Genomic DNA, 15,273 nt, shown 5'->3' on the forward strand with positions numbered 1-15,273 from the left:
CTAGGGGTTCCTCACGGGGTGTGCGCTGTTTGCGGCTGGATAGGCGGCCGGAGCGGCGGCGGTGGCGCGGCGGACTGCCAGGAGCAGCCCGTGTTCCGGGTTCAGGACCGGCATTGGGAGCCCGGATTCGGCCAGGAAGCGTCCCGAGGCCTCGACGCCGCCCGCAAGCCACGCCGGTGGCGCCGCCTGCAGGAACGCCCGCCGGTCCCCGGCCGCCGGGTAGACCGCTTCCACCCGGTACGCGGTGTCCGGGAGCAGCCCGGGCAGGCAGACCTTCCCCGGGACTTCGGCGAACGACGTCGCCACCGAGACCAGGGCGTAGAGGGCCTCGCCGCCGTCGTGGGACACGACCCCGTGCAGCCGGAGGGCGGGATCGGGCTCATCGGCCCGCACCATGCGCCCGCTGTGCAGGAGCGGCCGGTACTGCTTGAACACTGCGATGGCCCGGGCAAGCTCGGTACGTTCGGCATCGTCGAGGCGCCGGACATCCCATTCGAGGCCGAAGTGGCCGAACATCGCCGTGATCGCCCGGAAGGAGAGATCGTGCGTTCGCGCCGTGGTGTGGCTCGTGGTGGGGCCAATGTGCGATCCGACGAGCTCCGGCGGCACCACCACGCCGGTCCAGCGCTGGATGGTCTGCCGTTCCAGGGCATCGTTGCAGTCCGAGGCCCAGATCCGGTCGGTGCGCTCCAGGATGCCGAGATCCACGCGGGCCCCGCCGGAGGAGCAGCTTTCAATCTCGACGCCGGGGTGGGCCTTGCGGAGCTCGTCCAGGAGCCGGTAGACGGCCTGAGTCTGGGCGTGCACGGACGGCCGGCCGGCGTGGCCCATCTCGGCCAGGTCCCGGTTCTGGTCCCATTTGAGGTAACTGATCCGGTATTCGCTCAACAGGGCATCGAGCCTGTCGAAGATGTATTGCCAGGCCGCCGGATTGACCAGGTCAAGGACCTGCTGGTGCCGCCATTGCATGGGCAGCCGGCCAGTCAGCCGGCCGGCCGGGCCGGCGATCCAGTCCGGGTGGGCGCGGGCCAGGTCCGAGTCTTCGTTGACCATTTCGGGTTCGACCCAGAGCCCGAATTCCATGCCGTGGCCGGTAACGGCGTCGATCAGCGGCGTCAGGCCCGCGGGCCACAGGTCCTCGTCGACGTACCAGTCGCCGAGGCCGGCGTGATCGTCGCGGCGGCCGCGGAACCAGCCGTCGTCGAGGACGAAGCGTTCCACGCCGAGCCCGGCGGCCGCTTCGGCGAGTTCGAGCAGCGGCTCGAGGCGGTGGTCGAAGTAGACCGCTTCCCAGACGTTGAGCACCACGGGACGGGCTTTGCCGGACCGCACGCCGGGGTGGTGCGGGCGCCCGCGGAACCAGCTGTAGAAGGCATCGCTGATGCCGTCCAGGCCCGCGGCGGAGTAGGCAGCGTACAGCCACGGGGTCTCGTAGCTGGCGTTCGCTTCCACGCTGATCTCGCCGGCGCCGAGCAGTTCCGAGGCGCCCAGGACGGTCCGGCCGTCCGCGGCGGCGTCAACGAAGCTCTCGTGGTTGCCGCTCCAGCCCAGATGCGCGGCCCAGACCTGCCCGTGGCGGTTCCCGAATCCGGGGGTTCCGGCCGCGAGCAGGAGCGAGGCGTCGTGGCCGGTCCGGCCGTGCCGGCCCGAGCGGACCCATGTGCCTTGGCGCAGCGGCAGGCGCTGGGGGTGGGACTCCCGGCACCAGCGGCCGGTCAGGTCCAGGATTTCTGTGGCGGCGCGGCCCACGGGCAGCACGGCGGCGAGTTCGTCGAGGCTGTACGGACCGGCGCCGTCGTTGTCGAGCCGGTGCCGGAGCTGGAGCAGGCCGCCGTCGTTGATCCTGATCTCCGTGCGGACGCTGACACCGGCCTCGGGGTCGGCCTGGGTGATGACGGCCGAGCAGTCCGCCCCGCGGGACCGCTCGCCGCTGGACAGCTCAGCACTGGAACGTTCGACACTGACAACACGCAGACGGGCCGAGAACGCCTGGCCGTTCCGGTGGCCGCGGAGGCCGGGGCGCCCGCGCCAGCCGGAGGACGCCTGCGGGATCAGTCCCAGCGTCACCGGGACGTCGAGGGCCGAGTGCGGCACGGCCTGGCCCAACAGCGAAAGATCCGGCAGGGCCGGGCCGAGGTCGGCGCCGAAGTGCAGCATGGCGGCCTCGCCCGTGCTGAAGTCGATCAGCAGGGATGTTCCGGAGCGGCGCAGGTACAACGGCTCCACCGGGGGGACGCCCACGGGGGAGAGGGTCTCGGCGGCAAGGGTGAGGTCCGGGTTGTTCACGGCAGCTCCAGGCGTAGTGGTTTGGGTGGGCGGGGGCCGAGCGGTCAGCCTGTGGCTGCTGCGGGGCTGGCTGCGCTGAGGCTCCGGGCGTCGCCGGTATGGGCCAGACGGAGGCGGCCGACGCGCTCGCCGAGGATGCGCCGGGCCTCGCTGCCCAGAAGGTCATCGCTGATGAGTTCGTCAGCGTCCTCCAGGCCGGCGATCGTGCTGATGCCGAGGGTGCCCCACTTGGTGTGGTCCGCCAGCACCACTACCCGCCGGGCCGCGGTGACGAAGGCCCGGTCGGTTTCGGCCTCGAGCACGTTGGGGGTGGTGAACCCGGCGTCGGCGTCGACACCGTGGACGCCGAGGAACAATACGTCCAGGTGCAGCTGTTTGAGCGAGGATGTGGCCAGCGGGCCTACAAGGGCGTCCGAGGGTGTGCGCTCGCCGCCGGTCAGGATCACGGTGGACGGGGAGGCGCTCTGGTGGAAGACGTCCGCGATCCGCACCGAGTTGGTGACCACCGTGATCCGCGGGCCGGCGGACAGCAGCTGGGCCAGCGCCCACGTGGTGGTGCCGGCGCTGAGCCCCACCGCCATGCCCTCGCGCACCTGCGCGGCCGCCTCCTGCGCAATCGCCATCTTCTCGTCCTTGAGCTGGGTCACCTTCAGCTCGAAGCCTGGCTCGTGGGTGCCGGCGCCGCCGGGCAACTTGGCCCCGCCGTGGATCTTCTCCACGGCGCCCGCCGCGTCGAGGGCCTCGATGTCCCGCCGCACGGTCATCAGCGAGACGCCGAGCATCTTGGCGAGGTCCGCGACACGGACGATCCGCTCACGCTGGACCTCCGCGAGGATGGCGGAATGGCGGGCTGCGGCTAGCATGTGGAGTCCTTACAGGGTTGAGTGGCTTGACTGGTTTGAGTGGCTGGCGGAGGTGCCGACCAATCGGGCGGCAGCCGAACGGACGACGGCGGCACCGCCGGCCGCGAGGCCGAGCCCGCCGTCGAGTTCGGCGCCGGTGAGCAGGTCCACGCCTTCCAGCGGCAGCCGGACGTCGTGGGCGCCGTGGTTGATGCAGAACGTCCAGTCGGTCCCGTCCTTGCTGCGCCGGACCACTTCGACGTCGGCCGGCAGGTCCGGGACGAGCGGCTGCACCCTGGCATCGGCGCAGACGACGGCGAGCAGTTCGCCCAGGCCCTCCGGCGCGAGTGACGTGGCGACATAGTAGGAGCGGCCGCTTCCGGCACGGTTACGGGTCACGGCGGGAGAACCGGCGGCCGGTCCCTCTTCCACGGCCGCGAGGACCTCGGCGGTGGTGGCATGCCCCAATTCGTTCCAGCAACTACCCGCCCCGAAGCTGCTGAGCCGGATGCTTTCGCCGCCGCGCAGCGGGAAAAACTCTTCCATCTTCACGCCCAGCAGTCCGCTGAACGCGCCGGGGTAGCTGCCAAGCCTGATGTGGTCATTTTCGTCCACGATACCGGAGAAATAGGTCACCACGAGGTGGCCGCCGGAGCGCACGTACGCGTCCAGATTCGCGGCCCCGGCATCGCTCACGAGGTACTGCATCGGCGCGACGACGAGCCGGTAGCCGGATAGGTCATCGGTGCCCTGGCGGAAGTCGGTGGGGATGCCGGCGCGGTAGAAGGCATCGTGCCAGCGCCGGGTTTCGGCGATGTTGGAGGCGTCCACGCTCGGGTGCGAATCCAGTTCCGAGGCCCAGCGGGCGTCAGTGTCGTGGAGGATCGCGACGTCCACCCGGCCGGACGCGCCCGTAACCACCGAGCCGCTGACTTCGGCCAGGCTCCGCAGCGCCTGGCCCAGCTGGACCACTTCGCGCCAAACCTTCGTGTCCGTGCCGGCGTGCGGCAGCAGCCCGGAATGGAACTTTTCGGCGCCGGCCCGCGAGGCCCGCCACTGGAAGAAGAGCGCACCGTCGGCGCCGCGGGCAACATGCTGCAGGGAGTTGCGCAGCATCTCGCCGGGCGCTTTGGCGATGTTGCGCGGCTGCCAGTTCACGGCAGAGGTCGAATGCTCCATGAGCAGCCACGGCTTGCCCTTGGCCCAGCCGCGGGTGAGGTCTGCGGTTGCCGCCAGTTCCTGGAAGTTCCGCGGATCCTCGGCAATCAGGTAGTGGTCGTTGGAGACCACATCCATCTCCTCGGACCAGCGCCAGTAGTCCACGGGCTGGTGCAGGCCCATGTTGAACCCCATGAAGTTGGTGGTCACGGGATGTCCCGAGTGCGTGCGGATGATCGCGGCCTCGGCCTTGTAGCATTCGAGCAGCTCATCGGAGGAGTAGCGGGCGAAGTCCAGCTGCTGGGTCGGGTTCACCCAGGTCCCGGAGGTGCGCGGCGGCAGGATCTGCTCCCAGGCCGAGTAGCGCTGGGACCAGAAGGCGGTGCCCCACGCGGCATTGAGGGCCTCCAGGCTGCCGTACCGGCGTTCGAGCCAGCGCCGGAAACCCGCGGCGGCACCGTCCGAGAAATCAGGCTGGTTGTGGCAGCCGTACTCGTTGTGGACATGCCACATCACGACGGCGGGGTGGTCCTTGTACCGGGTGGCGATCTGCTCGGTCAGGGCCGCGGCGGCCCGGCGGTATTCGGCACTCGACGCCGCGAAGGCCTGCCGGGAACCGTAGCTGTGCCGCACGCCGTCGGCGGTCACGGGCAGGGAGTCGGGGTACTTGTGGCTGAACCAGGGCGGCGGCGACGCCGTGGCGTTCGCCAGGTCCACCCGGATGCCGTTGGCGTGCAGCAGGTCCAGGACCCGGTCCAGCCAGCCGAACTCGTAGACGCCCTCGGACGGCTCAAGCAGGGACCAGCTGAAGATGCCCACGCTGACCAGGTTGACGCCAGCCTCGCGCATCAGCCGGACGTCCTCGTCCCAGGTCTCCTCGGGCCACTGTTCCGGGTTGTAGTCTCCGCCGAATGCCAGCATCGGGGAGCCTTCGGAGCCGAGGCGGGCGGTGATGTAGTCCATGGCGTTGTTGTGGTTGGAGCTGTTGTCCACGTTTATCCTTTGCTGGAGCCGAGGGTCAGGCCCGCCACGAAGTGGCGCTGCAGGAGCAGGTAGATGATCAGGGCCGGAACGGCCGTGATCATGGCGCCGGCGGCGATCAGGTTGTAGTTGGAGAGGAACTGGCCCTGGAGGTTGTTGATCGCGGTGGTGACCGGAAGCCGGTCTCCGCTTTGGATGAAGAGCAGGGGCCAGAAGAAGTCGTTGTAAATGAAGATCACCTCGAGCGTGCCCATGGCGGCCAGGGCCGGGCGGCACAGCGGCAGGATGATGTCCCAGTACTGGCGCCAGACGCCGGCACCGTCAACCAGGGCCGCCTCGGTCAGCTCGGGGGACAGGGCCTTCATGTAGTTCGAGAGGACGAACGTCACGAAGCCGATCTGGAAGGCGGTGTCCACGGCGATCACGCTGATGTAGGTGTTGAGCAGGTTCCCGGAATCGCTGACGGCGTAGGGAAGCTCGAAGTGCTTGAACATTTCAAAGAGCGGCGCCGCGAGCACCTGCGGCGGCAGCAGGTTTCCGGCGGTGAACATGATCAGCAGGGTGATGTTGAACTTCCAGCTCACCCGGCTCACGGCGAACGCCATCATGGAGGCGAAGAAGAGGATCAGGAACACCGAGGGGACCGTGATGAGCACGGAGTTCCAGAACAGCTGGGAAAAGCCGCCCTGTGTCCAGGCCTGGGCGAAGTTGTCGAAGTTGAAGGCGCCGCCGGTGCTGAAGTAGCCGTATTTGTCGGTGTCGGCTTTGGGCCGCAGGGCAGTGAAAATGGCCCAGGCCAGGGGTACGAGCCAGATCGCCGCCATGACGATGAGGAAGACGTGGGTGCCGTAGTGCTTCTTGCCCTGCTTGTTGTTGGCCGGCCTGCCGGGGCGGGGGCCGGTCTTGCCTGGGCCGGAGCTGCGCTGCCGGGCGTCTGCCGGGCTGCCGGCCGCGGCGGCATCGGTTGGATGGGCGATGCTCATGCCTCTTTGTCCTTTCCGAATGCGCGGGAGAGGTAAAACGTGATGGGGATCAGCGAGATGACGAGCAGGATGACGGCCAGCGCCGAGCCGATGCCGATCACCTGCCCTTCGCCCACCAGGTTCTGGATGACCAGGGCGCTGATCAGTTCCAGCCCGTTGGTGCCGCGGTTGATCACGTAGACGATGTCGAACGCCCGGAGGGATTCGATGACGGTGATGACGATGATGATGACGTTCACCGGGCGCATGGCAGGGAAGATGACTTGGAAGAAGGTCTGGACCGCGTTGGCGCCGTCGATCTGGGCCGCCTCGCGCAGGGTCGGATCCACGCCCTTGAGCCCGGCCAAGTACAGGATCATGACGTAGCCGGCGTGCCGCCAGGTGGCGGCGAAGAGGGCTGCCCAGATGTTGACACCGGAATCCCCGAACCAGTCGACGGCTTGGGGCGTGCCGGCGGTGCCAAGCAGGAAGTTCAGGAGGCCGCTGTCCCGGTTGTAGAACAGCTGCCAGATGATCCCGATCAGGGCCAGGGAGAGCATCACCGGGGCGAAGAAGATGCTCTGGTAGATCCGCGTGCCGCGGATGTTCTGGTCCAGGAGCACGGCCAGGAGCAGCCCCAGCGGGGTGGCGACGAGTGCCAGGAACGCCAGCCACAGCACGTTGTGCTGCATGGCCGGCCAAAACGGCGGGTAATCCTGGGCGATGAACTGGTAGTTCTCGACGCCGGCGGGCTTGATGTCGGTCAGCTCCAGCCCGTTCCAGCGGGTGAAGGACAGTCCGACCGACATGAGGGTGGGGATCCAGACCAGTACGAGCTGGATCAGCGTGGGGATGCCCACCATCAAGCCGAGCACCACTTTGTCGCGGCCGGACAGCCGCCGAACCCGCCGCGCGGGGGCTGCGGCTGCTTTGCGCCCCCGCGCCGACGGGTTGGTAGAGACACTCATGGAGATTCCTTGCCTTGTGAAATTCAGAGCGAAATGCAGAGTGAAATGCAGAAGAAAGAGCCGTGCTGACCGCGCGGTCACCCGCGCGGTCATCAGCGGAGTGAACTTGGAGGTATCGGCGCCCTTGGCGGTGGCGATGTTGGACGAGTCGACCGAGGCGTACACATCCTGTCCTTCCGGGGTACCGACGTAGGCCAGGAAGTCCCGGGCGGCCTGGTTCTGGCCGCCCTTCTTGGAGAGCAGCAGGCCGTCGATGGGTGCCTCGATGGCATCCTGGCCTTCCACCGCGACCTCGGGGAACGGGAAGAAGTCGATGTCGTCGGCGATTGTCTTGTCCGTGAACTGCTGGGTGAGGAAGGAGCCGAGCAGGTACATGCCGGATTTCTTGTCCGCGAGGGACTTCGCCGAGTCCTGCCAGGTCATGCCCAGCGCGTTCGGGTTCTGGAACGGGAGCAGGGCCTTCCAGGTGTCGAAGACGTCGCTGACCTTCTTCTGGTCCCAACTTTCCCGGTGCGCGGTGAGGTCCATGTGGAACTGGTAGCCGTTCAGGCGCATGTTCAGGTAGTCGAACGTGCCCATGGCGGGCCAGCCGTCCTTGTCCGCGAATTCAATCGGGATCAGGCCGTCGGCCTTCATCTTGGTGGCGAGGGTCTTCAGCTCATCGAACGTCGTGGGGACGGTGTACCCCTTTTCCGTCCAGAGGCTCTTGCGGTAGAAGAAGCCCCAGGGGTAGTTGTAGTTCGGGATCAGGTACATCTTGCCGTCGGCTCCGGTCGAGGCCTTTTTCAGGGCATCGGAGTAGTTTCCGCCGACCTTTTCCCAGACGTCATCGATCGGGGCGAGCAGTCCCTTGCCGGCGTAGTACTGCATGCGGTACCCGGCGAACCAGGTGAAAGAATCGTCGGGGCTGCCCTGGAGGTAGGTGTTGATCTTGTTCTGGAAGTCGTTGTGCGCCACCACGTTGGTGGTGACCGCGATGCCGGACTTCTTCTGGAAAGCGTCGGTCACCGCCTTGTAGGCAGCCTTGGGGACCTCGTCGGAGGACCCGGAACCGAACGTGGCCGTCTTGGCGCCGCCGCTGGCAGGTGCGCTGCCGCCCGTGCAGGCCGAGAGCAGGGGAATGCCGGCCATCGCGACTGCTCCGGCGCCGAAGGTCTTCAGCAGCGTCCTCCGGTCCCACCCGCCTCGGCTGGAGGCCCGGAGCAGTGCGTCTTCATGCATGGTCATAATTTCTCCTTTGAAATAACGCGGGTGGAGTGAAGCAGCTCACATCATTAGCTATCATAATCGCACAATAAGGAACGTCAAGTAGCAAAAAAGAACATTTTGATGCGCATGGCCGGACTCGTCCGTTGACTTAGGGCGGGACCGCTCTTAGCGTTAAGCCCCTCAGGGTGCCGATGTGGTCCGCCGGTTGGCGGTGGCGCCCGGAACCGCGGATACATGGCGAAAACCCAGGTGCACCCATGAAGATCAAGTCCACAGCCGCCGCCACGCTGCTCGTCCTGCTGTTCCTGGGAGGATTGCTCGGCGGCCCGTCCGCGTCCGCGCCGGCGTCGTCCGAGGGCGCCACGTATTACGTGAGCGCCGACGGCAGTGACGCCAACGACGGGACGTCGCCGCAATCAGCCTGGGCGACGCTCGACAAGGTCAATGCAACTGCGCTTCGGCCCGGGGACTCGGTCAGCTTTCGCCGCGGAGACATCTTCTCCGGCGGCCTTGTTGTCGGCCAGAGCGGCACCAGCCGGCTCAAGGTCACGCTGAATGCCTATGGAAGCGGCGATCCGCCCGCTGTTACGGGCGGACTGGCAGGAACGTGCGTCAGGCTCGACGGCGACTACATCGCCGTTGACGGCCTGCGGGCGGAGTCGTGCGGCTATGCGGGCTTCAGTATCTACGGCGACCACGGCACCGTGCGGAACTCCGCCGCCAGGAACAATGCCGCGGGCATCAAAGTGAGCGAGGGCTCCGACTTCGGCACCTATACCAACAACACTCTTGCCGACAACAACATCATGAACGTCAATACGCCGGGGGAGCTGTGCGGCACCGCCACGGCCCTGAAGTGCGATGACGACTCGGGCGCCTTTGGCTTCCTGATCAACGGCAGCGACAACGAGTTCGCCGGCAATACCGTCACCGGCTCCACCGCATTGTCCTACGACTTTGGCCACGACGGCAGCGCGTTCGAAATTTTCAACGGCAACCGGAACAGGATCCACCACAACGTGGCCGTCGATAACAACGTCTTCTCCGAACTGGGGCGCGGCAAGGGGGGAACTGCCGACGGCAACACGTACAGCTACAACCTGGTCCGGTCCACCTGCGGCCCCAACTGCTCCCAGGCCATGGGGCTGATCGCGCGCGGCAGGACGTCCTCCTTCGGCCCGACCAACGGCACCACGTTCGAATACAACACCGTGTGGCTGGACGGCGCGGACTCCCAGGCTCTGGTCTGCCACGCGTCGTGCCCGGCCTCCACCGTCGTCAGGGGAAACATCCTGGTGGCCGCCCGCAACGCGCTGTGGATGGACGGCGCCGGCTGGACCGAGCGGGAAAACGTCCTCAACGGGCCCACGAACATCAGTCCCAATGCCACCTCCACTACCGAGCCGGCCGACTTTGTCAACGCACCCGCCGATCTCCACCTCTCCGGCGCGAGCCCGGCCATTGACCGGGCCGGGGTCAGCCCATTCCCCCTGGATCTGGACGGGCGGCCGGCCAACCAGAAGGGCGACTGCCAGGGCGGCGGCGCGGCCGATGCGGGGACCTACGAATACAGGCCAGCCGGCTGCTGAAACGCAACGGCCCGGCGGCGCAGCAAGGAACCAGCACTGGTGCCAGGGTGTCCGGGCGGCCCGGCGGATGTTACACAGTCGCAACTGCCGGGACACCCATGCGAAATCGTCCCGGGGTCATACTTGAAGTGCGTCCTCCCGGGGACGATTCGCATGCAGGCATTGGGGACTACTCGAAGGACCGCGCCGATGCCCACACCGCTCAACCAGGCCCTGGCCGACTCTGCGCTTCTCACCAAATCCCTCCCGCTGGGCCTGCTCCGCGCTTTCGTGCAGACCAACGCGGCCGACGACGGGCTCACGCCGCAACTGCTGGCTGAGCTCAAGATCCTGGCCCGCACTCCTGGGCTGCTCGTGGCCTGCAACTACGGCGGCACGCTGTGCGCGGCAGAAGGCATTTCCACCGAGACCCTGCCTCTGGGCAGCGCGGCGATCGCGTTGAGGGCCCTGGCAGCCCTCCCGAACACGCACGCGGCCGTCATCTCCGGGCGGTCGCTGCGGGATCTGGCCGCCGTCTCACGGCTCCCCGCGGAGGTACACCTGGTCGGCTCGCACGGCGCGGAGTTCGACATGGGCTACGCCCACGGGCTGTCCCTCGCCACCGAATCAGTGCTGCAGCAGGCCAGCCAGGCACTCGCCGAAACCGTTGGCGCCTACCGGGGCATCAGCATTGAGCGCAAGCCGGTCGCCGTATCGGTGCACACCCGCCCGGCCGGCCCGGACATCGTCGCACTGGCCACCTCGAAGGCGGAGGAGATCGCCCGGGCGCACGGGCTGCATTTCGTCGTGGACGGCTCGGTGCTGGATCTCTCCGTGGTGGAACCGTCCAAGGCCTCCGCGCTGGAGCACCTGCGCTCCATGCTAGGCGTGAGTGCCGCCCTCTACGCAGGCGACGCCTCCAGCGATGAGCTGGCCATGGCGACGCTGCGCGGGCCGGACATGGCGCTGCGCGTGGGGGAGGGGCCCACCGTGGCAGCCCACACGCTCCGGGACCCGGAGTCGTTCGCCCGCGTCCTGGCGATCCTGTTCGAACTGCGGCGGGCGTGGCTGTTCGGCGAGGACGCCGTGGGGCTGGAGCGGCACTCCATGATCGGCAACGGCTCGTCCACCGCCCTGATCACCCCGGACGCGAAGATCTGCTGGATGAGCCACCCGCTGCCGGACAGCGGGTCGCTGTTTGCCCATCTGCTCGGCGGCGATGCGGCGGGGCACTTCTCCGTGGAACCGGCGAAGGCCTCGCAGGTCCTGGGCCAGCGCTACGTGGACAGCACCATGATCGTCGAAACCCGCTGGGCCGACGTCACCGTGACGGACTACCTGGAGCCGGCCCCGGACGGCATCACCAGCCTGGTCCGGGTGCTGTCCGGCACCGGCACGGCCCGGGTCGTCTTCGCCCCGCGGCCGGACTACGCGAATGCCCCGTTCAGCATGGAGGCGCGCGGAACTGAACTGCACGTCGTGGGAACCGCGGATCCGATCATTCTCCGGGCTCCCGGCGTGGCCTTTGCCATCACCTCCGACGGCCGGCACGCCACGGCCACGGGCGACGTCGATCTGCGGGACGGACCGGTGGTCCTCAACCTGCGCTGCGGCGACACGGAACCTCAGCCCGCGATGCCGGATGATGAGACCGGGCGCCGCGCCGCCGTCGCCCATCACTCCCGGCGCTGGGTCAACGAACTGCAACTGCCCGGCGTGAAGCCGTCGCTGGTCCGTCGGTCCGCGCTGGTGCTCCGGGCGCTGGTCCATGAACCCACCGGCGCTGTGCTGGCCGCGCCCACCACCTCACTGCCGGAGGGAATCGGCGGCACCCGCAACTGGGACTACCGGTACTGCTGGCTGCGGGACGGGTCCATGACCGTCAACGCGCTCGTGGACCTGGGCTCCACGGCCGAGGCCGAGGGATTCCTGGCGTGGCTGGGCCGGATCCTGGCCCACGCCCCGGGTCCGGAGTGGCTCCATCCGCTCTACTCCGTGACCGGGGCGCCGCTGTCCACCGAGGCCATCATCGAGAGCCTGCCCGGCTACGCGGGATCCCGCCCGGTGCGGATCGGGAACGCCGCCGACCACCAGGTGCAGCTGGACGTGTTCGGCCCGATCGCCGAGCTGATCCACGCCCTCAGCGCCCGCCAGGGCATGCTCTCCGACGGGCACTGGGACCTGCTGGTCCAGATGGCCGCAGCCGTGCTGGCCCGCTGGCACGAGGCCGACCATGGCATCTGGGAGGCCAGGCGGGCGCCGCGGCACCATGTCTACACGAAGGTGATGTGCTGGGTGGCGCTCGACCGGGCGCTGCGCACGGCCGTCCGGCATGGCCGGGAGCCGCTGCCGGCCTGGGAGCCCACGGCGGCGAAGATCCGGGAGGAAGTCCTGCGCGAGGGCTGGGACGAGTCGGCGTCCTCCTACACCGTGGCGTACGACAGCCCGGACCTGGACGCAGCCGTGCTGCACATCGGTCTCTCCGGCCTGCTGGACGTCAACGACCCCCGGTTCCTGGCCACCGTCATGGCGGTGGAGCGGGAACTGCGGGTGGGGCCCACAGTTTTCCGCTACAGGTACGACGACGGACTGCCGGGCCTGGAGGGCGGCTTCCACATCTGCACCACCTGGCTGATCGAGGCCTACATCGCCGTGGGCCGGATCGAGGAGGCCTGGGACCTCTTTGACCAGCTGGTGAACCTGTTCGGTCCCACGGGGCTGCTGCCCGAGGAATACGACCCCGGCACGGAAACCCACCTGGGCAACCATCCCCAGGCGTATTCGCACCTGGGCTTCATCCGCTGCGCCCGGCTCCTGCACGAGCACCAGAAGAACTGACCACCCGACCCGGGGACGGGCCGGCCGCCGCTATTCGCAGCCGACGCCGTCCCCGTCCCGGTCCAGCCTGCGGCTGTACCCCGGCTGGCCGACGCGGATGGGCGCCGCGCCGGCCGCACGGACCGCGGCACAGTTCGCGTACGCCACGCCGGCCGCCGGTGCCGGTGCGGGCGCGGGTGCTGGCGCAGGCGCTGGCGCGGGTGCTGCTTGGGCCGGAGCGGCTGCCGGCTGGGTGGCGGGGGCCAGGGCGTTCGGGCAGTTCGACAGGACCCGGGCCATGGCGTCGTGCTCGGCCTGGGTCACCCAGAGCCCATAGCTGGATTTCACCGAAATCTGGCGGGCGACGTAGTTGCAGCGGTAGGACTTGTTCGGCGGCAGCCAGGTGGCGGCGTCGCCGTCGCTCTTGCTCTGGTTGGCCGGGCCGTCCACCGCCAGCAGGTTCAGGGGATCGTTGGCGAAGGCCAGCCGCCGTGCCGGGCTGAGCTGCTGCGCGCCCTTCTGCCAGGCGTCGCTGAGGGCCACGACGTGGTCGATCTGGACGGCGGTGCTGGTGGCATTGCCGCGCAGGAAGTGGATGGCGACGGCCGTGTAGGGGTCGGCCAGGACGCCGGAGAGCACCACGCAGTCCCGCGTCCCGGGCCGGAGCGCGACAGAAGTAAGGTCGCGGCGGAGCACGTCGTTGCGGGTATCGCAACCATTGTGATCAACGTCGGACCAGGCTGGGCCGAACTGGTCGCGGGAATAGCCCGTCTTGGGGGCGCGGCCCTTGACGGGCAGCGTGGCCAGTACCGCGAGGGCCTTGCCCGCCAAGGCCGGCTGCCGGGGCGCGGCGGCCGCAACATCGGCGCCGGCAACTTCGATGCCTGAAACTTCGGCACTGGGAACTTCGGCGCCGGGAACTTCGACACCGGGGGTGGCGTCCGGATCCAGCGGAGCGCTGTCCGTGCCGGCTGACGCAGCGGCGGGGGTAGCCGTGACGACGGGGAGGATGCCGTTGCCGGCGGCCGGGGGAACAGTACCCGGGCCGGAGCACGCTGACGTCGCCACCAGTAGCAGGCCCGCCACCCCACGCACGATCCAGTCGACCGCACCGATCCTTGGGCTGCGGGCGCTCATACCTTGGGCGCCGCTGGACTGGATGTCGTTGGACTGGATGCTGCCTGATCGCGTGCTGAGCAATTTTCCCCCACCTCATGCTGGCGCGCCGGGTATCCGGGCGCATAAGACCGGCCCCAGCCTACCGGCCCACACGGCAACGCGGGGTCACATCACGCCCATGCCGGGCCCCACCATGGGCGCTATGTGACCCCGCGTTGGCTCTCCGACGGCGTCAGCGGACCCCGGGGCGGGAGGCCGAGAAGACAGCCGGCGCTCCGCCGTCGCCGGTCGCGAGGTCGGCCAGGATCCTGCCCACGACCGGCGTGAACTTGAAGCCGTGCCCGGAGAAGCCGGCGCCGATGACAACCGGCCCGATCCGGTCCAGGACAAAGTTTTCATCAACGGTGGTCGTGTAGGTGCAGCTGATGTCGGTGAGGGAGTCGGCGTCGACCCCGGGCAGCCAGTCCCGGGCGTAGCGCTGCAGGGCCGCCCGCTGCTCGGGCTCCGGCGCGAAGCTCCGCCGGTCCGGGTCCACCACCGGGCCCACCCCGTGCCATCCGGCCTTGATCCCCTCGCCCGGTGTTTGCATGCCGTAGACCGGCGAACGCCAGTACGCGTACGCGTCCCCGTGGCCGGGCATGTGGTTGAACCCCGGCCACTGGGCGCCCTCATCGGTGATGGCGAAGTGTGCGGGTTGTTCCTGCGTGACCGTCAGCCGGGGCAGGGGCGCGACCCCGGCGAGCAGTTTCGTGGTCCAGCCGCCGGCGGTGACCACTGCCTGCCTTGCGGTGAGCACCTCGCTGCGGCCGCCGGCCTCGAGCGTGAGCCGGACGCCGTCGTCGAGGACATTCAACTCGAGGACCTTCACATGATGGCGGATCTCGGCGCCGAGCCCGGCGGCGAGCCGCTGCAGCGCCGGCAGTGCGGCGTCCGGGTTCAACTGGCCGCCATCCGCCATGTGCAGCACGCGCGTATCGAAACGGATGCCCCGCCAGCGCCCGGAGGCTTCCCCGGCGGAGAGGAACTCCGCCCGGAGCCCGGCGGCAAGCAGCGCGTTCCGGATCTCGGGCAACCGCGGATCGGGGCCGTGGTTTACGACGCCGGTGCGCGCCAGCAGCCGCTCGCCGGCGTCCGCTTCGAGCTCCCGCCACAGCCCGGCCGCCTCTGCCAGCATGGCGACGTAGTCCGGATCCGCGTAGCCGGGGTTGAAGTTCCGGGTTGTGCCGTGGGAGGCGCCGTTGCGGTGGCCGGGACCGAACTGCTCCAGCAGGGTCACCTCCCGGCCGCGCCGGGCCAGCGCCCACGCGGCGGCCGAGCCCATCGCGCCGCCGCCGATGACCACAGTGTCCAGGGTTGTTTTCAA

At 68.7% G+C, this 15,273-nt stretch carries 9 protein-coding genes; 2 read left to right on the forward strand and 7 right to left on the reverse strand.

Annotated features, from left to right (window positions below):
• The 5 genes from AC1DNG_RS07785 to AC1DNG_RS07805 form a co-directional block, all read right to left on the reverse strand.
• A complete protein-coding gene (locus tag AC1DNG_RS07785) occupies window positions 1–2,226 on the reverse strand; it encodes an alpha-galactosidase (RefSeq protein ID WP_476887157.1) in 2,226 nt (741 codons plus the stop codon).
• A 104-nt stretch (window positions 2,227–2,330) separates the two neighbouring features.
• Window positions 2,331–3,149 carry a DeoR/GlpR family DNA-binding transcription regulator gene (locus tag AC1DNG_RS07790; RefSeq protein ID WP_476887070.1) on the reverse strand — a complete coding sequence of 273 codons (819 nt, stop codon included), beginning with the start codon at window positions 3,147–3,149 and terminating at the stop codon, window positions 2,331–2,333.
• 9 nt (window positions 3,150–3,158) lie between these two features.
• The gene (locus AC1DNG_RS07795) at window positions 3,159–5,279 is read right to left on the reverse strand and encodes a beta-galactosidase (protein ID WP_476887071.1); all 2,121 of its coding nucleotides are present in this window, start codon (window positions 5,277–5,279) and stop codon (window positions 3,159–3,161) included.
• A gap of 2 nt (window positions 5,280–5,281) precedes the next feature.
• A complete protein-coding gene (locus AC1DNG_RS07800) occupies window positions 5,282–6,250 on the reverse strand; it encodes a carbohydrate ABC transporter permease (protein WP_476871775.1) in 969 nt (322 codons plus the stop codon).
• Complete coding sequence (locus AC1DNG_RS07805) at window positions 6,247–8,424, reverse strand: extracellular solute-binding protein (protein ID WP_476887072.1); 2,178 nt, start codon at window positions 8,422–8,424, stop codon at window positions 6,247–6,249. The genes AC1DNG_RS07800 and AC1DNG_RS07805 overlap by 4 nt, the downstream gene beginning before the upstream one ends.
• A 239-nt stretch (window positions 8,425–8,663) precedes the next feature.
• Here AC1DNG_RS07805 and AC1DNG_RS07810 point away from each other — a divergent pair, with 239 nt between their 5' ends.
• A complete protein-coding gene (locus tag AC1DNG_RS07810; RefSeq protein WP_223915113.1) occupies window positions 8,664–9,995 on the forward strand; it encodes a right-handed parallel beta-helix repeat-containing protein in 1,332 nt (443 codons plus the stop codon).
• A gap of 189 nt (window positions 9,996–10,184) precedes the next feature.
• A complete protein-coding gene (locus AC1DNG_RS07815; protein ID WP_476887073.1) occupies window positions 10,185–12,812 on the forward strand; it encodes a trehalase-like domain-containing protein in 2,628 nt (875 codons plus the stop codon).
• 30 nt (window positions 12,813–12,842) lie between these two features.
• On the opposite strand, the gene AC1DNG_RS07820 is transcribed toward AC1DNG_RS07815, so the two are convergent.
• A complete protein-coding gene (locus tag AC1DNG_RS07820; protein ID WP_476887074.1) occupies window positions 12,843–13,991 on the reverse strand; it encodes a GmrSD restriction endonuclease domain-containing protein in 1,149 nt (382 codons plus the stop codon).
• Between the two features lie 151 nt (window positions 13,992–14,142).
• Entirely contained in the window at window positions 14,143–15,273 is a 1,131-nt protein-coding gene (locus tag AC1DNG_RS07825) for an FAD-dependent oxidoreductase (protein ID WP_476860368.1), read from the reverse strand.

The sequence above is a fragment of the Arthrobacter sp. 01T425 genome (genome assembly GCF_056398725.1).